We start from the raw sequence: 25,577 nt of genomic DNA on the forward strand, positions 1-25,577 counted from the left end.
ATAGACGAATTCAGTGCTTTGGCCAGGCGGAATCACCCATTGTTTGGATCGGTGAGGCTGGAGTTCGTTTTTTTGAGCGTTTGACGCACTGTTTCGTGGGAAACCGACTCGACGTCGGTTTCCTCAAGCACAACGAGTTCGTCGGCAAGAAGCCGAAGCGTCCAACGGTGGCGCCCATCAGGAGGGTCGCTACAGGCAAGTGCGATGAGGTGTGCTTCGTCTTCACCGGTGAGTTTCCGCTCATACTCACGGTCGGGATCGCGGCGATGAATCGCCGCAATCCCGTCCTCGCAGTAACGTTTTCTCATTCGATGAGCGGTCATTGCGCTACAGTCGAGCGCGTCAGCGATGTTTGGATCGCTGACGCCCTCATCAGCCCGAAGTAGTATTCGAGCCCGGGTAATTGCTTGAGCACTCCGTTTGCCGTGAGAGACGAACGATTCGAGCTCGGTGCGTTCCTCGTCTGAAAGATCAACCGTATACTCCTTGTTTACCATATCCTCTCTAACAGATTGTCTCTTAACAATCTATGGTTGACGAAGCACTAGTCCCGTGGCAGGTGTACCGTTTCGAACGCCGAGCTAGTCGAACGGGCGTTCCGTTCAGTTCGACACCGTCGACGGTTCGCATCCACTCGCTCGAAGACCTCGCTACGAGGAACGGTCTCCCGATTCGAGCTGATTCGTTCTCGGTCACCGATTCGCTGTAGACCGTAATCGGTCGCCATCGTTCTCCGTCGTCCGATGTTGTGAGAAAGCGAGTTACGACGTGCCGTTCGAGCGAGTGGCCCCATCACAGTCACGACGTCGACGAAGTTCGGGGAACACTGCTCACGCCCGAACGTGGTTTCGTACTCGGTGGGAGAACTCTCTCCGAGCGGTAGCGAACGGGAACGAATCTCTCTACGGAAACTGCCACGAAGGTGGCAGTTCTGACACGGATTGACGATCGGTTGGGACCCTATCGAACTCCGTGCCACTCCCCGGTTCGCACTGGTCCGGTATAATCTTACTGTGATTATCTGGGTGAAGAGACGACAGTCGACGAACGGGGGACGATTTGATGCGCACGACACCGTTTTTGCACCCAGAATGCATACGGCCGGTGCTCGTATCCGACACCATGCCCAGAGAGTTGAACAACGTCGATAGAGGGATTTTACACATGCTCCAGCAGGAGGCCCGCAATACGACCGCCCAGGAAATCGCCGACACGGTCGGCGTCTCACCGAGCACGATTCGAAACAGGATCGATCAGCTCGAAACGGACGGTATCATCAAGGGCTACCACCCCGAAATCGACTTCGAAGCGGCGAAGCTTCCGCTGCGAGTCGTTTTCGTCTGCACCGCTCCACTGACCGAGCGTGGCGAATTGGCAGAGAAGGTAATGGACATCAAGGGAGTGGGCGACATCCGGGAGGTGCTGACCGGACGGAAGAACATCCACATCGAAGTCGTCGCGACGAGCACGTCGGACATCACCCGCATCACGGACTCCGTCCACGACCTCGGTATCGAGATAGAGAGTTCAGAGCTCATGAAACAGCGCAAGATGCAGCCGTTCAATCATTTCCACTTCACTACGGCGGAAGGTGGTTCGGCGGAGTTAGAAGAGTAACAATTATTTTATATCTACTGCAACCGCAACTATAGAGTTATATCCTGCGCTTCCCACATTAGATTATGTCGAACCCCGTTCCAGAAGACGAATAAGTACGGAATCCACAAAGCAATAGAAATCCTATCAGTGTGGTTCAAGCCGTTCCAGACGCTACGGATGGATATGAACGGCGTTCCTGTTAGATACTCGCTGTCGGTGAGACAGGAACTGACTTGTGAGTGGCGTCAGAACATCGGAGACGGTACCGGATACGCCGGTAGCATGGTTGGGACCCATGAAAGACTTATCTAATCACCAACGAGCGGTCGAACTGCTTCAGAACCTCGGCTTGAAAGAGTACGAGGCGAAATGTTTCGTGGCACTGTCACGCCTCCCGAAAGGGACGGCCAAGGAGATAAGCGAGACGTCCGACGTTCCGCGAACGCGGGTCTACGACGCGATACGAGTGCTAGAAGCCAAGGGACTCGTCGAGATTCAGCACACGAACCCCCAGCAGTTTCGGGCCGTAGCGATCGACGAGGCAGCCGAGACGCTTCGACGGGAGTTCAAATCTCGGACGGAGACGCTCGTCGAAGCCATCGAGGACATCGAACCAGTACTGCCGGACGCCGACCAGGAAGTGACACACGAAGTGTGGGCGATGTCTGGAGCCACTGCGATTGCGAATCGGACACAACAACTCATCGACGGTGCTGGACGAGAAATCGTCCTCGTCGTCGGCCGCGAAGAAGTTCTCACCGAGGAACTGGTCGAGCACCTGCAGCGGGTCCAGAAAAGGGGAATCAATGTTCTCGTCGGCGCAGTGACTGACCAGCTACGCCACCGGATACAGGAGGAACTCCCCGATTCCGAGGTCTTCGTTTCCGGACTTGAGTGGCTGAGCGGCTCTCTGCCCGGCGACGAGGAGGAGGTGACGATAAGTCGCCTGTTGCTGGTCGACCGAAATACGATTCTGGTCAGTTCGGTCCAGCAGAGCGATGCCGGCGAGTCCAACGTCGAGAAGGCCGTCTTCGGCAGAGGTTTCGACAACGGTATCGTGGTCATCGCCCGACGGCTGATGGCCACGGGCTTGAAATCGGTCGACGGTTCCGACACCGCCGACGGATAAGAGCGGCGCAGAGTTACACGCTGATGCCGAGGTGGTCGTCCAACACGTCCCCGTTCGCTTCCAGTTCTTCGGGCGTCCCCTCGAAGACGATTCTGCCGTGGTCTAGCAGGTACACGCGGTCCGCGAGCGAGAGCGCCACGGCGACGTTCTGTTCGACGAGCAACACCGTGATGCCCTCCTCGTTCAGGTCGCGGACGAGTTCTTCCACCTGTTCGACGACGAGCGGGGCGAGTCCCTCGGTCGGTTCGTCGAGCATGAGCAGGTCCGCGCCACAGACTAGCGCACGAGCGATGGCGAGCATCTGCTGTTCGCCACCCGAGAGGTCGGTGCCGCGACTGTGCTGTCGTTCCCGGAGGTTCTCGAAGGTCGAGAGCACGTCGTCTACCTCCTTGCGATGGGCGCTGTCGTTGCCCCCGAGTGCGCCGATTGCGAGGTTCTCGCGCACCGAGAGGCCGGGGAACACGCGTCGTTCTTCCGGCACCAGCGCGATTCCTCGCTCGACAGTTTCGACCGGCGACCGGCCGGCGATGTCTTCCCCGTCGAGTCGAATCGCTCCGGCGGTCGGCGTGAGCGCCCCCGTGATACACCGCAGGGTGGTCGTCTTGCCGACGCCGTTGCGCCCGATGAGCGCGACGATTTCGCCCTCCGGCACGTCGAGCGAGACGCCGGAGAGCACTTCCGTCTCGCCGTACCCCGCCCGGAGGTTCTCGATGGAGAGCATCAGGCCCGAACACCTCCGAGGTACGCCGCCTGCACCTCGTCGTTCGCCGCCACGTCCTCGGGCGTACCGGTCGCCAGTTCCTGCCCGCGATTGAGCACGGTGATGCGGTCGGAGATGTTCATGACGAGGTCGATGTCGTGTTCGATGAGCAACAGCGTCCTGTCCGCCAACACGTCGTCGATGAGTTCCATCGTCGCTCGCGTCTCCTCCACGCTCATCCCGGCGGTCGGTTCGTCCAGCAGGACGACTTGGGGGTCGGTCGCCAGCACCAGCCCGATTTCCAGTCGTCGCCGGTCGCCGTAGGCCAGCGCCGCCGCCCGCTCGTCCGCACGTCCCGCGAGTTCGATTCGACCCAACACGTCGTCGACCCGTTCGTTGACCGCCGGGAAGCTATCCGCCGGACGGAACAGGCGCTCGCCGACCCAGCGCGATTCGTCGTGGCCGGACTGGGCCGCGAGTCGGACGTTCTCCCGAACGCTGAGTCCGCCGAAGACGGTCGTAATCTGGAACGACCGCCCGATACCCCGTCGGACGCGTTCGTGTGGCGACAGACTCGTCACGTCCTCGCCCGCGAAAACGACGCTCCCCGACGTGGGTGCGAGCGCCCCCGTGACGAGGTTGAACAGCGTCGTCTTTCCGGCGCCGTTGGGGCCGATGACGCTGCGGAACTCGCCCGCCTCGACGGAGAGGTTCACCGCGTCCACCGCGACGAGTTCGCCGAACCGCCGCGTGAGGTTCTGCGTCTCCAGCACTGCCATCAGTTGCTCACCTCCGATTCGGGGTCGGCGACGGGTTCGGGACCGCCACCGGCCTCCTGGTTCGTGTGTCGGGCGACCATCCCGGGAAGCGAGACGAGGCCGCGTGGCACGAAGATGACGAACAGGACGAACACCGTCCCGAGGAGGCCCTGCCACTGTTCGGTGAACGAACTGAGAAATTCCCCCAGCGCGACGTACACGCCCGCGCCGAGCATCGGCCCGTAGAGCGTGCCCATCCCGCCGAGGATGGTCATCACGATGACCTCGCCGGATTTTATCCACGCGAGGAACGAGGGTGCGACCCCGCCGGTGTGAATCGCCGAGAGTCCGCCGGCGAGGCCGGCCAGTGCGCCGCTGACGACGAACGCCTGCCGTTTGTAGGCGGTCACGTCGTAGCCGACGAACGAGGCTCGTTCCTCGCTCTCGCGGATGCCCTGCAGGACGCTCCCGAAGGGGGCGTTCATCATCCGCCGGGCGAGCAGGTACGACCCGACGACGAGCGCGAGCACGAAGTAGTAGAACAACTCGATGTCGCCGAGCAGGGCGACGTCGCCGACTTCGGGGCCGCTCGTCAGGCCGTACACCGGGTCGAAGCCTTTGAACAGGCCGTCGCTTCCCCCAGTGAACTCGGTGTTCTGTACGAGTTGGAAGAACAGCTCTGCGAACCCGAGTGTTATCATCGAGAAGTAGACTCCGGACACGCGAATCGAGAGGTGGCCGACGCCCCACGCGACGAACGCGGCGACGACGATGCCGACCGCGAGCGCGGAGAACACCGACGGCGTCGCGTGCTCGACGGTGAGGACGGTGCCGTAGGCTCCCAGACCGAAAAAGAGGACGTGCCCGAGCGAGACGAGGCCGGCGTAGCCCATCACGAAGTCGAGGCTGAGCGCGAACAGCGCCCAGATGAGCGCGGAGAGGAGGAGCGTGTTCACCTCGTAGGAGGTGTAGAGCACCCCGATTCCGAGGGGGGCGAGAGAGAGCAGTCCGACGACGACCGCCCCGAGGCGAACGCGCGTTCTGTCGTCGAGCACGCCGCCGCCACCACCCGTCAGCAGTTCGCCGCCGCCGTCGGAAGACTCCCACTCGGGGTTGCCGAAGAGTCCCTGGGGACGGACGAGCAGGACGCCTATCATCAGCAGGAAGACGACCACGCCGCCGATGTCCGGGAGGATTGCCTCGAGTCCGAACGGTGGACTCCGGAAGAACGTTTCGAGGACGCCCACGGCGAACCCGCCGAGCACTGCGCCGCGGAAACTGCCGAGGCCGCCGAGGACGACGATGACGAACGCCGGAATGATGACCGAGTTGCCCATCCCGGTGTAGACGCCCTGTTTCGCACCGAGGACGATGCCGGCGAGGGCGGCGAGGAACGCGCCGAACGCGAAGACGACGGTGTAGTAGCGGTCGATGTCGATGCCGAGGTGACGCACCATCTCGCGGTCCTGTGCCCCCGCGCGAACGACCAGACCGAACCGGGTTCGGTTCAGGATGAGCCACGTTCCGAGCGCCATCACGACGCCGATGCCGATGACGAAGAGGTTGTACTTCGAGTAGCTGAATCCGAACAGGTCGACGGGACCACGAAGCACGGGCGGTTGTGCGAACGGCTTGGGGTTGTCACCCCAGACCAACGCGATGGCGTCTTTGAAGATTAAGACGAGTCCGAATGTGAGGAGGATGTGGTACAGGGGGTTCCGGCCGTACAGCGGCCGAATCGTCGCTCGCTCGACGACCGCGCCGACGACGGCGACGAGTAGCGGTGCGACGAGCAGCGCGACCCAGAATATTCCGCCACCGGTTCCAACGGCGACGATGGCGAACGCGAGGTAGGCGCCGAGGGCGAAGAACTCGCCGTGGGCGAAGTTGATGACGTCCATCACGCCGAAGATGATAGACAGCCCTGCTGCCAGGAGCACGTAGACCGCCCCGATGGTCAGTCCGTTCAGAAGCTGTTCGAGGAGTGCGCCCGCCATGTCAGAGCTGACAGTTGGTCTGGTCGCACGGGGGAATCGCTTCGTCACCCTCGACCTTGTTGATGAGTTTCACGTCTGCCATCTTCCCGCCGTTGTAGACGTTCTGCCCGACCCAGACCGGATTCTCCGCCTGGTGGTCACACTCGCGGAACGTGTTCTTCCCGAACAGGGTGTCCATCTCCAGCCCTGCGAGCGTGTCGGCCACTTCGTCCGGGTCGGTGCTTCCCGCCTCCTTGATACCGTTGGCGACCATTCGGATGGAGTCGTAGGCGACCCGCGCGAAGTTGCCGGGTTCGCTCCCGTTCGCGTTCTTGTACGCCTTCACGAACTCCTTGTTGTCACCGGAATCGATCTTCGGAACGTATCGGGTTCCGCTGTAAATTCCGTCGGCGTCCTCGCCGAGCGCACCCCTGACGACCTGGAACGTCGCGGTCGTCGTCATCAGTTCCTTCTGGTTCGTCAATCCCTGCGATTTCGCCTGTTTCGCGAAGTTGATGAAGTCGCTACCGGTCGACCCGACCACGACCACGTCGGCCTCGGAGTTCTTTATCTGGCTGATGAACGAGTCGAAGTTCTTCGCGCCGAACTCCGCCTTCGTGACGCCGACCTCCGTGAAATCCGCACTCGACTGTTTCATCCGGGAACGCCACTCGCTGAGGACGGACTTGCCGTAAGCGTAGTCGGCGATGTGGAACCACACATTGCTTCCGAGGTTCTTCAGCGTCCACTCGGAGCAGGCTTCCGCTATCTGTGCGGTGTTCGTCTCACAGCGGAAGACGTACTTGTTGCAGTTTTTCCCGGTGATGGGGATGGCCGCCGCCCCCGGCGAGTAGATGGTCCCCTCTTTGTTCGCGAACTCGTTCAAACCGAGCGCGACGGAACTGGAAATCGCACCCATCAGGAACGAGGCGCTGTGCTGTTCGACCAGTTTTCGTGCCTCCTGTTGGCCCGTCTCGACGTCGGCCTGCGTGTCGCCGTACTTCGCGTCGATGGTGAACTCGTACTCGTCGCTGTCGTTTATCGTCTCGATGGCCAGTTTCACGCCCTTTCGCTGCTCTTCGGCGAGTCCGGCGTACGGTCCCGTCATCGGATTGAGGATGCCGTATTTCACGGTGTCGACGCTCCCACCGCTGCCGCCGATGTTATCGATACAGCCCGCCACTCCCGCGAGTCCGCCAGCACCCACCGCGCCGAGCAACGCCCGACGACTCGTTTCGAATCCGTTTGCCTCACCCGGGTTACCATTTGCCATGACAACAAGGAACGAAGGGCGAATAATAAATGATTGTATAAGATTGACTGAATGTCGGTTCAGGAATGGAAGTATCCGATGACAGAGATGGGAGTTTTCGGGCAGGGTAAACGATTTACTCTACTCGTGTGATGACGTAACATGGCTCACGACTCGCTAGAATCGCTCTCACGGGCGGACATTCGGGAGCGTCAGGCGATACGTCTCCGACGGTCGGTCGAACACGCGTACGAGAATGTACCTCACTACCGTCGTCGCTTCGACGAGGTCGGCATCTCCCCGTCGGACGTCGACGGCGTCGAAGATATCTCCTCACTCCCGTTCACGACGAAGGCGGACTTCCGTGACACCTACCCGGACGGTCTGTTCGCGGTCAACCGCGACGAGATACGCCGCATCCACGCGTCTTCGGGGACGACTGGGAAGCCGAAGGTCGTGGCGTACACCGACGCCGACCTCGATACGTGGGCCGACCTCACGGCGCGTACCCTCTCGACCGCCGGTGTTTCGGCCGGCCAGACCGTCCAGAACGCGGCGGGGTACGGCCTCTTTACCGGCGGACTGGGTTTTCACGCCGGAATCGAGCGACTGGGCTGTGTGGCCGTCCCGACGGGTGCGGGTCACACTGTCCGGCAACTCCGGTTCGTTCGCGACCTCGACGTGGACGCGCTCGTCACCATCCCGTCGTACGCACTGTACCTCGCCGAAACGGCGGACGAGCGCGGTATCGACCCCCGCGACCTCCCACTCTCGGCGATTTTAGTCGGAGCGGAACCATCGACTCCCGCGATGCGCGCCGAAATCGCGGAGCGGTTCGACGCCACGGTCACCGAGAACTACGGTCTCTCTGAGCTGATGGGACCGGGCATCGCCACGGAGTGTGCCGAGCAGTGCGACGGGATGCATCTCTGGGAAGACCACTTCCTTCCCGAAATCGTCGACCCATCGACGGGAGACGCGCTGCCGGAGGGTGCGGAAGGTGAACTCGTGTTGACGGCGCTGTCGAAAGTCGCACTCCCCGTCCTTCGCTACCGGACCGGTGACGTCGGGACGCTCACGCGCGAGCGATGTGCTTGCGGACGCACTCACGCTCGCCTGTCGATTACCGGGCGGAGCGACGACTTGCTCGTCGTTCGCGGAGTCAACGTCTATCCGAGCCAGATAGAGAGCGTCGTCCTGGAGTTCGACGCCGTCACACCGCAGTATCGAATCGACCTTCGAACGGAGGGCAGTCTCGATACGCTCGAACTGACGGTCGAGCGCGAACCCGGTGCGAACGCAACCGACCTCGCAGACCGCCTCCGCACACGCCTACACGACGTGCTCCAGTTGACTCCCGACGAGGTTCGGGTGGTCGAACCGGGCACCATCGACAAAACCGAGGTCGGCAAGGCGAAACGAATCTACGACCATCGCTGACGATGGATTAGCGCCGCAGACGGTGCGCGTCGGGCTGACGATGGCGTGCGGCCGACAGTATAAGTGTTCGTTCTCCGATGTGGTGTGCATGGCTGCTGACTCCGACCTCCACGACCTCGCAGACCGCCTACTCGTCAAAGACCGGGCCGTCCACCGCGAGACGCTCTCTCGAATCGCCGAGGAGGGCGACGACCGGCTCGTCCCACATCTCGTGGAACTGGCGACCCTCGACGCGGTGGCGAACGACTGGCAGCGGTTCGGCTTTCCCGAAGTGCTTCGAGAGGAGTCACCACCGCGGTCGCTCACCCACCCGGAAGTCGCGTGGCCGGGAGTCATCGACGCGCTCCGTGCGAACGCCGACCCGGAGTTCGACGGTCCGGCGGCGTGGTTGAAGTGGGAGGCGTGGCTCACGGAGCGGGACGTCGAACCGCTCTCCGGGTTCGCCGAGTGGAAGATTCGACTGTTCGAACGCTATCATCCACTGGTCGGCAATTTGCTCGATACGTCGCCGCGACATCCGGACGTCGAGGGTATCCGCTGGGGGAACACCGACCCCGCTTCGTTGCATCCGCTGAACGGCCCGGAGTTTCTGCCCGCCGAGGAGACCGAGTATCTCCGCGATTCGGACCTCGTGTTCGGTTTCGAGGTGGCCGGACAGCCCTACGCAGTTCCTCGCTATCTCGTCTTTCCACACGAGATGCTCAACGTCGAACTCGGTGGAATCCCCCTCTCGCTGACCTACTGTACGATGTGTAACTCGCCGATTCTGTACGACTGCCGGGTCGACGGGATACCGAACGCATCCGCCGGAGACGACCAAACGCTCTCGTTCGGGAGCACGGGGTGTATCCACGGCGGCAACAAACTGATGTACGACGAGGAGACGGGGAGCCTCTGGTCACAACATCGGGGCGTACCGGTCGCAGGCCCGTACTTCGAAACCGACACCACCCTCGATTTCCTGCCCGTCACGCAGTGTTCGTGGGACGAGTGGCGCGAAAAGACATCGGAAACGATGGTGTTGAACCCGGACACGGGGTACGATTGGGACTACGAGTACTACCGCGACTACGACGGCTTCATCAGTCGCCACTACTGGGAGAACGACTCGGTCTCCCACCCCGGCGTCCAATCCAGCGAGAGGAGCGACGGCGAAGACGGCGAGAACGACGAGCGCACGCTCGCAGACAAGGAGTACGTCTACGCCGTGGAGCGCGGCGGGACGGTTCACGTCTACCCCGTGGACTGGGTGGCAGAGCGTGGCCTAGTCACGGACGAACTTGACGGTCGGTCGGTCGTCGTCCTCGGCGACGGAACCGACGTGGCCGTGTACGAGGCACCACCGCTTCCGCTGTCCCGGTCGGGCGATTCGCTGGTGGATGCCGAGGGGACGACGTGGAAACGAACGCCCGACGCTCTCGTCGCGGAGCCAGGGGGGACGGGGGACGACCACCACCGACGAGAACGGATTCCGGGTCGACACGGTCTCTGGCTCGCGTTCCGAACGGGGTACGACGACTGGCGAATCGCGCCCGGTGACGAGCGATTCACGAGTCCGTAACGAAATTCAACCGTTCGATGGGGTGATTGCTCTCTTTTTTCACGGACCGAGGATCCAACTACTACGCAACGGTTTATTATTAAGGATTACGGAGGGTTCGTATGGGTCGCGTGAACGACGCGCACGGTGGTGGGGAACAGAGTGACCAGCACACGAGTAGCACTTCGCGGAGAACGTTTCTCGGACTGGCGGGAGTTGCAGGCGCAGGCGCACTGACCGGCCGCGTCGGGAGTCTTCGGACACAGGGAATCGGCACCGTCAGGTACGGCGTTCTCAGCCCGATGACCGGTCCGTTCAGCGGTCTCGCACAGGGCCAGCGACAGGGGGCACGACTGGCTATCCAGCACGTAAACCAGAGTGACGAGTTCGACTTTCAGATAGACGCCGTCTTCGACGATACGCAAGCCGACCCAGCGACTGGCCGTCGGAAGGCCCAGAAAGTCGTCGACCAGAACGACGTTTCGTACGTGATGGGCGCGATTTCGAGTTCGACCGCGCTCGCGTTGAACGAGTTCGCGGAGCAAGAGGAGGTCGTCTACAATCCCGGTGCGGCGGCGGTCGCCATCACCGGCGAGCAGTGTAACGAGTACGTCTTCCGTGCGGAGACCAACGCCGCACAGATCGCGGAGGCGATGGCACCGTGGACGATAGAGAATCTCGGAAGCAAGGTGTGGTTCCACATCGCCGACTACGCCTACGGCAACTCCGTTCTCCAGGAGTGGCGCTCTCGAATGCAGGCGACCAGTGACGAGTTCGAGGAGGTCAGCGCATCGCGGTCGCAGTTCGGCGCGACCAACTTCGGGTCGTTCGTCAGCCAGATCAGCAACTCCGACGCGGAGGTCGTGGTAATCGGTATGACCGGCAGCGACCTCGTTAACTTCGTCAAGCAGGCCGCGAACGCGGGACTGAAAGACGAGGTCGCACTCGTCAGCCCGACGATGACGTTCCAGGTCGTCCGCTCCGCGCTCGGCCCGGTTGCGGCGAACACCTTCGGCGGCGTACGCTACGTGCCGAAGTTAGAGACCGGCGACAACGCCCAGTTCGTCAGTTCGTACCAGGAGGCCAACGGAAACACGCCGGACAACTTCGCGCGGGTCGCCTACGACTCCATCCGGATGACCGCGCTGGGTATCCAGAGGCGGAAACGAACGACCCCGACGAGGTAACGAACGTGCTTCCGGGTCTCCAGGTCGATAGCCTGTTCGGGCCGAACCGGTTCCGCGAGTGTGACCAACAGGCCACGAATCCCGTCTGGGCGGGGGAGAACGTCATGCCCGAGTCCGGAGAGACGACGGCGGTCGAACTCCGAACGAAAATCGAGGGGCAGAACGCCATCCCGCCCTGTGATAGCGTGAACTGCGACCTCTGACATGGTCGCCGTCACCGGACTCGCCGAGCAGTTGTTGAATGGGCTGACCATCGGGATGGTGTACGTCCTGCTGGCGGCAGGGCTCTCGGTCATCTTCGGCGTGATGGACGTCATCAACTTCGCCCACGGCGAGTTCTTCGCCCTCGGCGCCTACCTCGCGTTCGCGCTGGCCGCACCTCTCGGCGGTGCGGGGTTCTGGGTCGCGCTGCTCGTCGCACCGCTGCTCGTCGCCGTCGTCGGCGCGGTCGTCGAACGGACCACGTTGCGCCCGCTGTACGGCCGGAACCCCCTGTACCATATCCTGCTTACCTTCGGACTAGTGTTGATACTCAACGACCTCATCACGCTCGTCTGGGGGAAACAGGCCAAGCCGTTCGGGCCGCCCGCACTCCTCGACGGGCCGGTGACGGTCTTCGGGGTCAGCAACTCTCTGTACAGCTACTTCATCGTCGGCATCGGCGTCGCTCTGTCGGTCGGGACGTGGTGGGCGCTGAACAACACCCGCTTCGGACTCGTGGTGCGCGCCGGGTCACAGGACCGCGAGATGGTGCGCAACCTGGGCATCGACATCGACCGCTACTACACCGTCGTCTTCGCATTCGGTGCCGCTCTCGCCGCCCTCGCCGGCATCGTCCTCGGAGCCTACCAGAACGTGAACCCGAGCATGGGTAATTCGGTCATCATCCCGGCGTTCGTCATCGTCGTCCTCGGCGGCCTCGGCAGTTTCCGCGGTGCGGTCATCGGCGGGGTCGCCGTCGGGGTTATCCAGACGCTCGCACGCGCCTACTTCCCGTTTTTCGAGGGGTTGGTCGTGTTCATCCTGATGATTCTAGTCCTTCTCGTTCGTCCCGAAGGGCTGTTCGGCAATCCGGAGTGGCAGGCGACCGCCGAGTCGGAAGGGGAACTGCTCGCGGGACGTGGTCGGGCCGTGCTGACCGACGGTCAGCGACATCGCCTCGGTGCGGTGGTCGTCGGTCTCCTCGTGGCGGTTCCGTTCGGCGTCGACGTGTTGTACTCGCAGTTCGTCGTCACGTTACTGACCGACGTGCTGGTCTGGGCGCTGTTCGCGCTCAGCCTCGACTTCGTGATGGGCTACGCCGGCCTCGTCTCGCTCGGACACGCACTGTTCTACGGAACCGGCGCGTACGCCGCCGTCCTCGTACTGCTGCACGTCACGCCGTCGGCGTTCGTCGCCCTCGCGGCTTCGGTTGCGGTCTGTACGGTCATCGCATGGGGGATGGGTCACCTCTCGATTCGCATCTCGGGGGTGTACTTCGCGATGATAACGCTGGCGTTCGCCCAACTGTTCTACAACGCCGTCTTCAAGTTCCAGTGGACGGGAGGGAGCGACGGTCTCTTCGGCGCGGACGTGGTGTACGGCATCGCGGGCGTCAGTGCGGAACTGGACGACATCGCGGAGGCGATACCGTTCGTCGGGGAAGACGTGCTCTTCTATTACTTCCTCCTGGCGGTCGTCGTCGGGTCGTACCTGCTCGCCCGGCGGATGATGAACGCCCCCTTCGGGAGCGTCCTGCAGTCGATTCGGGAGAGCGAGCGCCGCGCGGAGTTCGTCGGCTACGACGTGACCGCCTACAAACGGCAGGCGTTCGTCGTCAGCGGCGCACTGGCCGGTCTCGCCGGCGGTCTGTTCGCCGTCCACAACGGCTACGCAGCGCCGTCGTTTCTCCACTGGTTGAACTCCGGCGAGGTCATCGTGATGACCATCCTCGGCGGGATGGGCACGCTCTACGGGCCGATGCTCGGTGCGGGCGCGTTCATCGGATTCGAAGACCTGTTGTCGTCGTACACGGACCAGTGGCAACTGGCGCTGGGGGTCGTCTTCGTGGCCTTCGTCGTCGCCTTGCCGCGTGGACTGGTGTCACTCCCACGGAAGGTACTCGAACTCCTCGGTAGTTCCACGGGGAGGACACCCGACGAACCCGAACCGCTGACCGAGACCGAGCGGGAGGTGAACAAATGACGACCACCGACGCGGCCGACCGCTCCCCGACGGGGGACTGCGTCCTGCGGGCCGAGGGACTGACCAGGCAGTTCGGTACCTTCACGGCCGTCGACGCCGTCGACCTCGCAGTGCGAGAGGGGGAGTTCCGCAGCGTCATCGGCCCCAACGGTGCCGGAAAGACGACGCTGTTCAACTGTCTCACCGGAGCCCTCGCGCCCACCAAGGGTCGGGTCTACCTCCGCGATGTAGACGTCACCGACCTGCCGCCGCACGACCGGGTTCGGCGAGGGATGGGGCGGTCGTTCCAGATTAGCACCGTCTTCGGCGGTCTGTCGGTGCGCGAGAACGTCCGACTGGCAGCACAGTCGGTCGCCGACGACGCGATTTCGGCGCTCGGAAAACTGTTCACGCCGACGGGGCGGTTCACCGACATCAACGACCGTACCGAGGCGGTTCTCGAAGATATCGGACTGGCCGAGCGAGCAGACGACTCCGCGCGGGCACTCGCTCACGGGGACCGCCGTCGCCTCGAACTGGGACTCGTCCTCGCCACGGACCCGGACCTCGTGTTACTCGACGAACCGACCGCCGGGATGAGCGGCGAGGAGACCGCTCGGACGATGACTCTCATCGAGGAGGTGCTGGCCGACCGGACGCTGTTGCTCATCGAACACGACATCGACCTCGTGATGGACGTCTCCGATGCGATTACGGTGTTACACCGCGGACAGGTCCTGGCGACGGGGTCGCCGGAACGAATCGCCGACGACGAAGCGGTCCAACGGGCGTACCTGGGGGGCGTTCGATGACGAGCGACGAGCGTCTCGACGCGGGTGCTTGCACGAGTCCCCTGCTCGACGCGGCTGACCTCGTCGCAGGGTACGGCGGAACCGAGGTCCTCCACGGCGTCTCGCTGTGCGTCGAAGCGGACGAGATAGTCTCGCTGGTCGGCCGTAACGGCGCGGGCAAGACGACCATCCTTCGGTCTATCGTCGGAAGCGTCGTTCCTGACGCCGGTACCGTCACGCTGCGCGACGAAGACGTCACCCGCCTCTCGCCGGAAGAGACGGTTCGCCGAAACATGGCGTATGTTCCCGAAGAGCGACGTATCTTCCCTGGGCTGACCGTCGCGGAAAACTTGCTCATCGGCCACCTCGGTGGCGGTGAGACGGCCACCAAGCGCGCCCCCGACGACGTACTCGCGGAGTTCGAGAACCTTCGCGACCATCCCGACCGCCGCGGGGCCGCGCTCTCGGGCGGGGAACAGCAGATGCTCGCCATCGCCCGCGCGCTGGTGGGCGGTGCCGACATCATGTTGCTAGACGAGCCAACCGAAGGGCTGGCTCCGTTCGTCGTCCGACAGGTGGAGGATATCGTCACCGACCTGAACGCCGGCGGCACCGCCATACTGCTGGTCGAACAGAACATCGAGGTTGCGCTCGAACTGGCGGACCGCCACTACGTGCTCGACCGTGGCGAAATCGTCTACCACGGAACCACCGAACAGCTCCGGGAAGACGAGGCGGTCCTGACCCGGCATCTGGGTGTGACGAGGTGATGGAGTCGGCGACAGAACCACCGGGATGGGCTCTCGGTTGAGAAACGTTCGTCGAGATGGAGACGGCGACGGGAAAACATCGGAAACGATGGTGTAGGTTCGGTGAACGACGCGGGTGGACGAGCCGTTTCGACGCTCGATTTCGGTGTCGTGAACGGATACCCTTCGGGTGCTTTATGATACCACGGACAGTGATTTCAGACGAATGTACAAACACGTCGCCTTACTGGTGCGTAAGGAGGGAATGAGCCACGACGAGTTCGTCGATTACTGGCAGAACAACCATACGAAGATCGCCCGCGAGATAGAGGGCGTCGTGAAGTACGGTACGGTGCTGCCGGTGAATCCCGAGGCCGCCGAGTTCGACGGCCTCGCCGAACTCTACTTCGACGATCTGGACGCCCTGCACGACGCGCTCGGGAGCGAGGGGTCGCGGGATTACGACCCCGCGAAGGGCAAGGCGAAAGAGGCCCGCGAGGACGTGGACAACTTCCTCGCCATCGAGGAGCGCCCGCGATTCATCGGCGAAGTCGTCACGCAGAGAGACGAGGTAGACGGAGAGACGGACGGCCTGTACAAACACAGCGCGTTCCTCGTCCGCAAGGAGGGGATGAGCCACGAGGAGTTCGTCGACCACTGGCAGAACAACCACACGCCCATCGCCCGCGAGATAGAGGGCGTCGTGAAGTACGACACCGTCCTCCCCACCGACCCCGAAAATGCGGAGTTCGACGGCATCGCGGAACTCTACTTCGACGACCTGGACGCCCTGCACGACGCGCTCGGCAGCGAGGGGTCGCGGGACTACGACCCGGCGAAGGGGAAAGCGAAAGAGGCCCGCGAGGACGTGGACAACTTCCTCGCCATCGAAGAACGGCCTCGGTTCATCGGCGAGGAGACCGTCCAGAAGGACGAGAGACGGGACTGAACGACACCTTTTCTACTTCGTCGTCTCCGACGCCAGCGTGTCGTCGGACGGCAACGCGTTGGGCGGCAGTGGTCTCGGCTCGTCTCGCCGAAGCGACGTCGGCCCCCACCAGCGGAGGACGACGAGGACGAACGCCACCGTGATGCCGGTTCGAAGCGTCTCCGCCGCCGGTGCGAGCGAGACGACCTGCCCCGTGAAGTTCTCCGCGAAGTGGTAGCCGATCGCACCCAGAACGCTCCGTCGGGTGTTGTTGAATATCCACGTGTAGATGATAGAGCCGACGACGATGTTGAAGGCGAAGCTGAGCGGTTCGGGTGCGAAATCGACGCCGCTGTAGTACCCTGGCATCAGGAACAACGGCGCGTGCCAGCTCGCCCACACCAGTCCGAGGAGGACGCTGGACGTGAGGGCACTCCGCCGGAGTTGCAGGCGGTCCAGGAGATAGCCTCGCCAGCCGATCTCTTCCGGTAACGGTCCGAGCACGAGGACGAACCCCGCGTAGGCGACCAGTCCGGTCGGGTTCGAAAGCAGGTCAGTTAACTCCTCGAGTTCGAGCGGGTCGGCGGCGATTCCCGAAATCGCGGCGACGCCAGCCGTGAGCGCGGTGAGCGCCGGGACGAGGAAGAAGACGACAGCGAACCATCGGAGGGAGATTCGGCGCACGTCGGTGATGCGCCTTCGGAGTTCGCGTACTCCTTCGCGGCCGTAGGTGGCCCACGACATGACGACACCTCCCAGTGGTGGTCCCAGCCCACCGAGGACGGTGAACACGACGCCGGGGACGCTGAAGGCGTCGAATCCGGCGACGACGTTGATACTCCACCATCCCCACGCCCAGCCGTGAGAGAAGAGGAGGTACCCCCAGAGGTCACTTTCCCGTCCGAAAGGAAGCTTCGTGCTCTCCAACCGTCGTCTCCGTGTCATCGCCTCGGTCGGACGTTCGCTCGGAACGGGAAAGTGTTACCGGGGGAGTTCTCTCTCGAAGAGTCTTCGAAGGGAGACGTCGATTCGGAACCGTTCGGTCGCTCTCGGACCGCGACCCCAGCGTTTCCCTGGCCGATTCGCGAACCATTACGTGCTCCGTCACGAACCACCGGGTATGAGCAACGGTCCGGACTACCGAAAACAGGTCGAAGATGCCTATCCAGAACTGCAGTCCATCGAGAGCGACGAGTTACGCGAACGGGTCGTCGAGGCGTGGGTGTTGGGTCTCGAACGCGGCGGGTGGCGGGATATCGAAGACATCCCCTATGCGTGGAACATCCACGAGGTGACGAACGTCGAGCACGTCCGGGGGGTGACCCGAATCGCCATGCGCTGTGCCGAAGAACAACGCGAGTTCCACGGTGCTGACCCCGACGAGGACGTCGTCGTCGCCGCCTGCCTGCTCCACGACGTGGGCAAGTGCTACGAGTACGTCGATTTCGTCGGCGAGGAGACGCTGCTCGACCCCGACCCGACCTACGCTACCGAGGATATTCCACACTCCATCTCGGGGTACGCGCTGGCCCACGAAGTCGGCTGTCCGCTCGCGGTTCAGCGCGCGATTCCGCACTTCCTCGGCGAGGTTCCGAAGCGCACGCTGGAAGCTGAACTGGTCAAAAGCGCCAACTCGGCGAGTTCGAACGCGATTACGCAATCTGCGATGGGAATCACGCTTCAGGAGTGGGTCGAGCAGTACAGCCAGACGCAGTAACGGTCGGGGAGTCGTCCATCTGATCCGCTCGTTTAGCCTTCTGTCTGGCGGATTTCTGGACAGCTATCTGGTTATCTATCCGAATATCTTTCTAGATACCTGTCCGGACGTCTCTGTGCACATCTGCCTGGACGCGTTTCGGAGTTTGCCCCGCCGGACGCTCGGAGACCGGTGCCCGTCTCGCCGACCTCCTTTCGACAGGTGTACCATAACCCCTTTTCCCGGCGACTCACAACTCTCGGTCGATGAACCGCCGCAGGTTTTTGGAGGCAACGACCGCCACCGGTGTGACAGCACTGGCAGGGTGTTCTGGACTCTTCCAGACGAAGACGATGCCGCGCGAACCGCCCATGGTACAGAACCCCCCGGATGCGGTGTACTATCCCTCACACACCGAGAGTATGGAGATGGCCGGGATGGCGAAGCAGGGTCGGTATCGCCTCGGCCTGTTTTACTCGTTTCCCCACCGTTTCTGGCTGATGGGGGGCGGAACGGCGAACCAGCAGAAGAAAGTCCCGGTGCAGCAAGACGACGACCTGCACCTGATGGCCTCCGTCTGGGACGCTGAGACGAAGACGGTGCTTCCCACCGGAAACGTTCGCATCGACCTCTCGAAGGGGGACTGGAGCGACACCAGGACGATGTGGCCAATGCTCTCTCAGAACATGGGGTTTCACTTCGGCGACAACGTGTCACTGAACGGTGAGGGAACGTACGCGGCCGAGGTGCAGGTCGGCGGCCTGAGCGTTCGTCGAACCGGGGCGCTCTCCGGGCAGTTCGGTTCGGGTGTAACGCTCTCGACGGAGTTCGAGTTCAGTCAGAAACGTCTCGACACCCTCGCGTTCAACGAACTGGACGACAAGAAAGGGACGAAAGGCGCAGTTAACCCCATGAAGATGAAGATGCCGATGAGCCACGTCCCTCCGAAGGCAGACCTCCCCGGCCAGCTCGTCGCGGAGAAATCGAGTGGCGACGCAACGTTCCTCGTGACGGCACTCTCGGACACCGACCTGGCAGACGATACTTACCTCCTCGTCTCGCCGCGGACGCCCTACAACCGCTACCCGCTCCCGATGATGTCGTTCTCTGCGAAATTAACGCGCGGCGGAAAGTCGGTGTTCGACGGCACGCTCACCCCGACCCTCGACCCGACGCTCGGCTATCACTACGGTGCGAACGTGACAGGTGCCGAGTCGGGCGACCAGCTAACGGTGACGGTCGACTCGCCGCCGCAAGTGTCCCGACACGAAGGGTACGAGACGGCGTTCCTCTCCATGCCGAAGGTGCAGGTAACCGTTCAGTGACGGCTCAGAAGCCGTAAAACAGCGGCCAGGCGAGAACGCCTACCCAGAGGAGCATGCCGGCTTTCACCAGCAGGTTCCACCGGCCGTCGGTCTCTTGCCGTGCCCCGCCGACCGCGAGCAAACCGACCGTACTGAGAACGGTGAGCCGGTGCAGGACGACCGCGATGGGGAGTACCCTGACGCCGATGCTCTGGTAATCGAGGAGGAATCCCAGTCCGAGTGCGACGAACGCGACGCCGAACCAGTCCAGCGACCGACCGCCGCTCGGAAAGCTAATTGCGGCCAGCGGTAAGCCGACGACGAGGGTGAGATAGCCCACACCGGCGATCGCCTTCACGGGGACGCCAGCGAAGTTCGTCTCGACGAAGATACTCGCTGCGCGGACGAGTAGTGGCAACCCGGAGAGGGAGACGCCGAGGGCGAGACCCCGCTGTGTCGTCTCCGTCGAGAGTTCCTCTGTTAGTTCTCGAATCGCATCCCGCAGTGACTCCTGAACGCCGATGGAGCCGAGGAGCAACACGACCCACAACAGCGCCATCGGTCGCAACTCGCTCGTATCTCGAAGGTCGATGACGGACACCCACCCGTCGGTGTCGGAGATGCCGCCGTTGGCGAAGCGTTCTCGGGTGATGTCGGAGACGTACCACTTTCCGTAGTATCGACTATCGAGGTAGTACTGGGCCTTCGCCAACGACCCGACCGAATGTCGCAAACGGAACCAGTCCCAGTGTTCGTGATGGGCCTGAATGGCGGTCCAGGTCTTGTTGCCTTGCCCGGCCTCGTACAGTCGCAGATGATACCGCGACCCGAAATACGTGCCGTCGTGGAGTTGGGCCGTTTCCGTCGTCCACCCACCGCGTGAACCGGGGGCCTTGATGTAGGTGTACCGGGTCGCGCCCGTCGTGTTACGCCACTCGACGGCCGGGTCGTTGGCGCCGACCGATTCGTCTTCGCTACCGACTCCTTTCCACTCGTTCGACTGGTTGCTCCACGTCGCACCTTTCCCGGTGCGTAACTGTGTCACTATCCGTGCGGAGTGTCCTCGAACCACGACGTTGATGGGAAGGGTCAACGAATCGAACTCCCTCTGTCGACTCGTGAAGGGCCACAACTCCGCAGAACTGTTCTCGTTCGGCGAAACCATCCGCACGTTTTTGGGGTCCTTTTTCGCCGTTTTCTCGCCCGTCTGTGCGGTGAGAAACCCGGGCTGGAAAACCACGAGACTGACGAGTACGAGAAACACCATACCAGTCAGAACGCGGCGGTCTATCCCGACTCGTGGTCCGGGCATCAGTACCGAACGGTTTCGAATCGCACGCAATTAGTGTACCGGCCATTTCCGGTTACGAAAACAGTTTCCCTGCACCTGTACTAACTGCCTTCCTCACACGTACTGATTACGGACTCACGATTTACTTCCCGCTCGGGGTTCACTCGGCGTTGCTCACGGCAGAACGAAAACAGAAGTGTTCAGGCGACAACACGGTCGTCTTCCGCGGCTTCGAGCAGTTCCTGATAGCGATTTCGGATGGTGACCTCGCTCACGCTGGCGACATCGCTCACCTCGGCCTGCGTCACTTTCTCGTTGGTGAGCAGGGAACCTGCGTAGACGGCGGCAGCGGCGAGACCGACCGGCGATTTGCCGCTGTGGACGCCCTTCTCTTTGGCGGCCTTGAGGAGGTCGTGTGCACGACGCTCCGACTCGTCACTGATGCCGAGGTCGGAGGCGAAGCGCGTCACGTAGCTCTGGGGGTCCGCGGGTTGGATTTCGAGGCTGAGTTCGCGCACGATGTAGCGGTAGGTGCGTTTGAACTCCATCTCGTCGATGCGACTCACGCTCGCCACCTCGTCCAGACTGCGCGGGACGCCGGTCTGGCGCGCGGCGGCGTACAGCGAGGCGGTCGCGACGCCCTCGATGGAGCGGCCGGGAAGCAGGTCGTCTTCGAGCGCGCGACGGTAGATGACGCTGGCCGTCTCGCGGACGTTCTTCGGCAGTCCGAGCGCGCTCGCCATGCGGTCGATCTCGCCGAGCGCCTGCTTGAGGTTGCGCTCTTTGGAGTCGCGGGTGCGGAAGCGCTCGTTCCACGTGCGCAGGCGCTGCATCTTCTCGCGCTGGCGCGACCCGAGCGTCCGGCCGTAGGCGTCTTTGTCCTGCCAGCCGATGTTGGTCGAGAGCCCCTTGTCGTGCATCATCTTCGTCGTCGGGGCACCGACACGGCTCTTTTCGTCTTTCTCTTTGGCGTCGAACGCGCGCCACTCCGGGCCGCGGTCGACGGAGTCTTCCTCGACGACGAGGCCGCATTCGGAACAGACGGTCTCACCGCGTCCTTCGTCGGAGACGAGGTTTCCGCCACACTCGGGGCAGACGTTCTGTTCGTGCTCGCTCTCGCCCTCTCGTTCGTGAGTCGATACACCGGACTCACTGTGGTTTTGAATCTTGGTCGATGTCATGGTGGTGGGTGGGCGGTAGCTCCCGGGAGGGAAAACCTGAAAAAACCCGGTCGCTTCTTCCTAACCATGGGTTAGGGCGAAAAGTACTTAAATGTTTCGATGAATTGTGGCATTCCTGATTTCCCTTGTCGGCCATTAACAAGCCTGTGGCGCCAATCCACGACAATTTTCGCACGACGAATCCTGTAAAACTCCGAATCGAAACGGGTAAAACAGTATCGGTTTTTCGTCGGGTGATTTTTCTTCCGGTCTCCGGATACTATCCCTCGTGCGAGGTCTCTCGATTCGAAGCGACCGCCCCCGCTCCGGGTCGTCCCGTCGCCAGTTCGACCCACGCTCACTCTCGCAAGTACGACCTCGCGACCTCGTCTGAAACCTGTTCGAACTGGCGATAGAACTGCCCGACCGCGCTGAAGTACGGCGGCGTCTCCACACAGAGGACGTCGTCCGCTTCACGGGCCAGTTTCTCGACCGCGGTCGGTGACCCGACGGGTACCGCGAGGACGACGTGGCTCGCTCCAGCGTTTTTCACCTGTCTGAGACAGGCGGTGGTCGTCGCACCCGTGGCGACGCCGTCGTCCACGACGACGACTCGCTCGCCCGCAATATCGGGAATCGGTTCGTCACCTCGGTACGTCGTCGCCTTCTCACGAGCGACTGCCGCCTGTCGGTCGCGCTCTCGCTCGATGTACGCATCGTCGACACCCAGCCGGTCGATGAGCTCGTCGTTCAGCCAGACGCTCCCGTCGGCACCGACTGCACCGATGGCGAGTTCGGGGTTTCCGGGCGCGCCGAGCTTTTTCGCCACGACCACGTCCAGCGGCACGTCGAGTGCGTCGGCTACTGGTCGTCCGACCGGCAGCCCCCCACGGGGAATCGCCAGGACGATGTCGGCGTCCGTTCGTTCACGCACGAGGAGGTCGGCCAGTTGTGTACCTGCGTCCGTTCTGTCCTCGAACATCCTCCACCTCGCCAGACGTAACGTCGTCGCTCTTCAAAAGTGCTCCGCGCGTGCCCGTAACTGACGGAATCCATATCTAACATACGCAACAATTATAGTCGCGTGGTCAGTCTGTCAACCAAGCGACGGAGAATGAGTGACTCACCTCCAATCGTCGTCCTCCACATGAACGACGACGAAGACGTGCTGGACCTCGCGGCGACGTTCCTCGAACGGGAGTCCCGGCAGTTGCGACTTCGAACCGCCGCCTCGTACGAGACGGGGTCCGAGATGCTTCACGAAGGCGGAATCGATTGTATGGTCTGTGACTACGAACTGGGTGATTCGAACGGCCTCGACTTCCTCGAAACGGTTCGAGCGACGTATCCGGGGCTTCCGTTCATTCTGTTTACTAGCGCCGGGAGCGAAGAAATTGCGAGTCGAGCGATTTCTGCAGGGGTCACCGATTACATCCAAAAGGAGCTATCGACCGAGCAGTACGCCGTGTTGGCGAATCGAATCCAGAACGCCGTCCACTCCTACCGCACCGAGAACGCCCTCCGAGAGAGCGAAGAGCGGTATCGAACCGTCGTCGAGGGGAGCCACGACGCGATATACATCTATCAGGAAGACCACTTCACCTTCGTCAACGAGCGCGCTTGCGAGATTACGGGCTACGACGAAGACGAACTGCTCGGAATGAACGTCTGGTCTATCGTCCACCCGGACGACCACGACCGGGTTAAAGCTATCGCGTCGAACCGTGAGCGAGGCGAACACGACGTTTCGACGTACGAGGCCAGATTCTTGACGAAAGACGGCGACGTCCGAAACGGGGATTTTTCGGTCCGCAAAACGAACTACGATGGTCTCCCGGCAGCTATCGGGTCGGTTCGGGATATCACCGACCGAAAACGGACGGAGAACCGACTCAACGCGCTCATCGAACACTCCCACGACATTCTCACGCTCATCGACGAGACGGGCGTCGTCAAGTACGAGAGCCCGTCTATCGAACGACTCGGCTACGGCCGGAAAGAACTTCTCGGGGAGCTCGCCTTCGATTACATCCATCCCGACGACCGTCCGAACGTGGTTCAGACGTTCTCGCACGTATTAGAAGAGCCTGACCGTAATCCCACGGTCACGTACCGATTCCGTCACGCCGACGGCTCGTGGCGGTATCTCGAAACGACGGGAGAGAATCGGCTCGAAGACCCCGCTATCGAGGGGTTGGTGCACAACTCCCGAGACGTCACGGAACGCGAGCGTCGAGAGGAGACGCTCGAAGCGCTCCACGACACGACGCGCGAACTGATGCAGGCTGAGACGAGCACTGCGGTGAGCGAAATCGCTGTTTGCACCGCGCGAGACGTGCTCCACCTCCCGCTGACCGGAATCTGGGAGTACGACGACCGATCGTTTCGGCTGGTCGCAAGGACCGAAGAACACCGCACCGAGTACGGCGAACAAGATTCGGTCTCCGACCGGAGCGCCACGCTCGACGCGTTCGAATCCGGTGAGACGGTCGTCCGCCGGAGGCACGCGAACGAGACCGAATCGGAAGCCCTCGTCCCGCTGGGCGACCGTGGTGTGATGGCGTTCGGTAGCGAGACGTTGAGCGATTTCGACGTCACGTACGCCCAACTGCTCGCCGCGAACACCGCGGCCGCGCTCGACAGGGCTGAGCGCGAAGACGAGCGAAAGGCCAACCAACGCGAGCTAGAGCGACAGAACGAACGCTTAGAAGAGTTCGCCAGCGTCGTCTCGCACGACCTCAGAAACCCGTTGAACGTCGCACAGGGTTATCTCGACATGTATCAGGTGACGGGCAAAGACGACCATCTGAACCGGATACAGCGTGCCCACGACCGAATGGAGAACATCGTCGCCGACGTACTGACGCTCGCGCGACACGGGCAGACGGTGAGCGAAACCGAACCCATCGCCGGACGAGTGATTACAACGAACGCGTGGGCGTCCGTCGAGACGGGGGAAGCGACCCTCGACGTGTCTTGGGACTCGACCATCGAGGCGGACGGGAGTCGGCTTCAACAGTTGCTCGAAAACCTGTTCAGAAACGCTATCGAGCACGCTGGCCCGGACGTGACGGTTCGTGTCGGCCAACTCGTGGACGGCTTTTTCGTCGCCGACGACGGGCCGGGGATTCCGACCGCAGATTACGAATCCGTGTTCGAATCGAGCTACTCCACCGACGATTCCGGCACCGGTTTCGGGTTGACCATCGTCAAGCAGATTGCCGAAGCCCACGACTGGCGCGTCTCGGTCACCGAGGCAGAGGGTGGCGGCGCACGATTCGAGTTCACGGGCGTCGTACGGTCCGGAGAATGACGCGCGTCTCACAGCAGACCGTCCTCGAACATTGGCTCGAACTCGAATGCCGGAAGGCGACCACGCCGTCGTTCGACGTCGAATCGCTGTCGGAACGAGAGACGCTCGATAGACTCCTGCGCCTGAAACCGGGAGCCGCGGCGTTCGTGTGGCGCGAGGCTCCTATCGAGTGGCGACGAGTGACGCTCTCTCGACGCGCGTTCGAACGACTGCGCGTCGTCGCCGGTCCGGACGGATTGCACTGGCGCGCGCTCTCGCCCGACGGAACGATTCTCGGGGCGGCCCGGCGAATCAGAGACGGCGACCCCGACGAGTTGACTGCCGAGACGGGGGTCGACGTCGACCGCGTCCTGTCGCTTCGAGAATCTCGGCCCGACGAACCACTCGTGTTGGTAGACCGTTGGAACTGTCACCCTCCCCAGGTTGCCGACGGAAACTACCGGGCGACGGCACGTGCGGTGAAACTCCTCGAAACGGACGAATACGAACCGGCCTGTGCGTATCTCGCCGTCTGTCCGGAACCGGTGATCGAACCGCTCCGACGTCGGACGTGTGAGTTCCTCCGCCGTCACCTCGGTCGCAGAACGTGGTAGCCGAAAAG

At 62.5% G+C, this 25,577-nt stretch carries 22 protein-coding genes and 1 pseudogene; 14 read left to right on the plus strand and 9 right to left on the minus strand.

Annotation, left to right across the window (positions count from 1 at the left end; translation table 11 throughout):
• Positions 1 to 32 precede the first annotated feature (32 nt).
• Positions 33 to 497 (minus strand): helix-turn-helix domain-containing protein, encoded by a 465-nt coding sequence (locus ACR3FF_RS06840; protein WP_458187200.1) that lies wholly within the window; start codon positions 495 to 497, stop codon positions 33 to 35.
• 32 nt (positions 498 to 529) lie between these two features.
• On the opposite strand from ACR3FF_RS06840, the gene ACR3FF_RS06845 reads away from it, so the two are divergent.
• From ACR3FF_RS06845 to ACR3FF_RS06855, 3 genes are all read left to right on the plus strand, one after another.
• Positions 530 to 709, plus strand: a complete 180-nt coding sequence (locus tag ACR3FF_RS06845; RefSeq protein ID WP_458187201.1) for a hypothetical protein — start codon at positions 530 to 532, stop codon at positions 707 to 709.
• 413 nt (positions 710 to 1,122) lie between these two features.
• Positions 1,123 to 1,617 carry an Lrp/AsnC family transcriptional regulator gene (locus ACR3FF_RS06850; RefSeq protein ID WP_458187203.1) on the plus strand — a complete coding sequence of 165 codons (495 nt, stop codon included), beginning with the start codon at positions 1,123 to 1,125 and terminating at the stop codon, positions 1,615 to 1,617.
• A 277-nt stretch (positions 1,618 to 1,894) separates the two neighbouring features.
• Complete coding sequence (locus tag ACR3FF_RS06855) at positions 1,895 to 2,728, plus strand: TrmB family transcriptional regulator (RefSeq protein ID WP_458187204.1); 834 nt, start codon at positions 1,895 to 1,897, stop codon at positions 2,726 to 2,728.
• 13 nt (positions 2,729 to 2,741) lie between these two features.
• Here ACR3FF_RS06855 and ACR3FF_RS06860 read toward each other — a convergent pair whose 3' ends face one another.
• From ACR3FF_RS06860 to ACR3FF_RS06875, 4 genes are read right to left on the minus strand one after another with little or no spacing between them, the layout of a single operon-like run.
• Positions 2,742 to 3,449 carry an ABC transporter ATP-binding protein gene (locus tag ACR3FF_RS06860; RefSeq protein ID WP_458187206.1) on the minus strand — a complete coding sequence of 236 codons (708 nt, stop codon included), beginning with the start codon at positions 3,447 to 3,449 and terminating at the stop codon, positions 2,742 to 2,744.
• Positions 3,449 to 4,207, minus strand: coding sequence for an ABC transporter ATP-binding protein (locus tag ACR3FF_RS06865; protein WP_458187208.1), 759 nt, complete (start codon positions 4,205 to 4,207; stop codon positions 3,449 to 3,451). Before ACR3FF_RS06865 ends, ACR3FF_RS06860 begins: the two co-directional genes overlap by 1 nt.
• A complete protein-coding gene (locus ACR3FF_RS06870) occupies positions 4,207 to 6,183 on the minus strand; it encodes an ABC transporter permease (RefSeq protein WP_458187210.1) in 1,977 nt (658 codons plus the stop codon). The genes ACR3FF_RS06865 and ACR3FF_RS06870 overlap by 1 nt, the downstream gene beginning before the upstream one ends.
• 1 nt (position 6,184) lies before the next feature.
• Positions 6,185 to 7,435 carry an ABC transporter substrate-binding protein gene (locus ACR3FF_RS06875; RefSeq protein WP_458187212.1) on the minus strand — a complete coding sequence of 417 codons (1,251 nt, stop codon included), beginning with the start codon at positions 7,433 to 7,435 and terminating at the stop codon, positions 6,185 to 6,187.
• Positions 7,436 to 7,576: 141 nt separating this feature from the next.
• On the opposite strand from ACR3FF_RS06875, the gene ACR3FF_RS06880 reads away from it, so the two are divergent.
• The 7 genes and pseudogenes from ACR3FF_RS06880 to ACR3FF_RS06910 all read left to right on the plus strand — a co-directional run bounded on the left by ACR3FF_RS06880 (position 7,577) and on the right by ACR3FF_RS06910 (position 16,233).
• Positions 7,577 to 8,854: a phenylacetate--CoA ligase family protein gene (locus tag ACR3FF_RS06880; RefSeq protein ID WP_458187214.1), complete on the plus strand. Its 1,278-nt coding sequence runs from the start codon at positions 7,577 to 7,579 to the stop codon at positions 8,852 to 8,854.
• Between the two features lie 88 nt (positions 8,855 to 8,942).
• On the plus strand, positions 8,943 to 10,415 hold the full coding sequence (locus tag ACR3FF_RS06885) for a DUF3179 domain-containing (seleno)protein (protein WP_458187216.1): 1,473 nt from the start codon (positions 8,943 to 8,945) through the stop codon (positions 10,413 to 10,415).
• 185 nt (positions 10,416 to 10,600) lie between these two features.
• A pseudogene (locus ACR3FF_RS06890) lies at positions 10,601 to 11,784 on the plus strand (ABC transporter substrate-binding protein).
• Position 11,785: 1 nt separating this feature from the next.
• The gene (locus ACR3FF_RS06895) at positions 11,786 to 13,765 is read left to right on the plus strand and encodes an ABC transporter permease (RefSeq protein WP_458187218.1); all 1,980 of its coding nucleotides are present in this window, start codon (positions 11,786 to 11,788) and stop codon (positions 13,763 to 13,765) included.
• Positions 13,762 to 14,556: an ABC transporter ATP-binding protein gene (locus tag ACR3FF_RS06900; protein ID WP_458187219.1), complete on the plus strand. Its 795-nt coding sequence runs from the start codon at positions 13,762 to 13,764 to the stop codon at positions 14,554 to 14,556. Before ACR3FF_RS06895 ends, ACR3FF_RS06900 begins: the two co-directional genes overlap by 4 nt.
• Entirely contained in the window at positions 14,553 to 15,305 is a 753-nt protein-coding gene (locus tag ACR3FF_RS06905; protein ID WP_458187221.1) for an ABC transporter ATP-binding protein, read from the plus strand. Before ACR3FF_RS06900 ends, ACR3FF_RS06905 begins: the two co-directional genes overlap by 4 nt.
• A gap of 205 nt (positions 15,306 to 15,510) precedes the next feature.
• A complete protein-coding gene (locus ACR3FF_RS06910) occupies positions 15,511 to 16,233 on the plus strand; it encodes an EthD domain-containing protein (RefSeq protein ID WP_458187223.1) in 723 nt (240 codons plus the stop codon).
• 12 nt (positions 16,234 to 16,245) lie between these two features.
• On the opposite strand, the gene ACR3FF_RS06915 is transcribed toward ACR3FF_RS06910, so the two are convergent.
• Positions 16,246 to 17,157, minus strand: a complete 912-nt coding sequence (locus tag ACR3FF_RS06915) for a CPBP family intramembrane glutamic endopeptidase (protein WP_458187225.1) — start codon at positions 17,155 to 17,157, stop codon at positions 16,246 to 16,248.
• Positions 17,158 to 17,332: 175 nt separating this feature from the next.
• On the opposite strand from ACR3FF_RS06915, the gene ACR3FF_RS06920 reads away from it, so the two are divergent.
• Together ACR3FF_RS06920 and ACR3FF_RS06925 are read left to right on the plus strand one after the other, a co-directional pair.
• Positions 17,333 to 17,929, plus strand: coding sequence for an HD domain-containing protein (locus ACR3FF_RS06920; RefSeq protein WP_458187226.1), 597 nt, complete (start codon positions 17,333 to 17,335; stop codon positions 17,927 to 17,929).
• A gap of 245 nt (positions 17,930 to 18,174) precedes the next feature.
• The gene (locus tag ACR3FF_RS06925) at positions 18,175 to 19,233 is read left to right on the plus strand and encodes a DUF7350 domain-containing protein (protein WP_458187228.1); all 1,059 of its coding nucleotides are present in this window, start codon (positions 18,175 to 18,177) and stop codon (positions 19,231 to 19,233) included.
• 4 nt (positions 19,234 to 19,237) lie between these two features.
• Here the strand turns inward: ACR3FF_RS06925 and ACR3FF_RS06930 are convergent, their stop codons facing one another.
• From ACR3FF_RS06930 to ACR3FF_RS06940, 3 genes are all read right to left on the minus strand, one after another.
• Positions 19,238 to 20,524 (minus strand): hypothetical protein, encoded by a 1,287-nt coding sequence (locus ACR3FF_RS06930; protein WP_458187229.1) that lies wholly within the window; start codon positions 20,522 to 20,524, stop codon positions 19,238 to 19,240.
• Positions 20,525 to 20,703: 179 nt separating this feature from the next.
• Positions 20,704 to 21,684, minus strand: coding sequence for a transcription initiation factor IIB (locus ACR3FF_RS06935; RefSeq protein ID WP_458187231.1), 981 nt, complete (start codon positions 21,682 to 21,684; stop codon positions 20,704 to 20,706).
• Positions 21,685 to 22,021: 337 nt separating this feature from the next.
• Positions 22,022 to 22,645, minus strand: a complete 624-nt coding sequence (locus tag ACR3FF_RS06940) for a phosphoribosyltransferase (RefSeq protein WP_458187233.1) — start codon at positions 22,643 to 22,645, stop codon at positions 22,022 to 22,024.
• A 132-nt stretch (positions 22,646 to 22,777) separates the two neighbouring features.
• Between ACR3FF_RS06940 and ACR3FF_RS06945 the strand changes: the two genes are divergently transcribed.
• Together ACR3FF_RS06945 and ACR3FF_RS06950 are read left to right on the plus strand one after the other, a co-directional pair.
• Positions 22,778 to 24,976, plus strand: a complete 2,199-nt coding sequence (locus tag ACR3FF_RS06945; protein ID WP_458187235.1) for a PAS domain S-box protein — start codon at positions 22,778 to 22,780, stop codon at positions 24,974 to 24,976.
• On the plus strand, positions 24,973 to 25,569 hold the full coding sequence (locus ACR3FF_RS06950; protein WP_458187236.1) for a hypothetical protein: 597 nt from the start codon (positions 24,973 to 24,975) through the stop codon (positions 25,567 to 25,569). The genes ACR3FF_RS06945 and ACR3FF_RS06950 overlap by 4 nt, the downstream gene beginning before the upstream one ends.
• Positions 25,570 to 25,577 lie beyond the last annotated feature (8 nt).

It is taken from the genome of Haladaptatus ordinarius, from assembly GCF_054177595.1.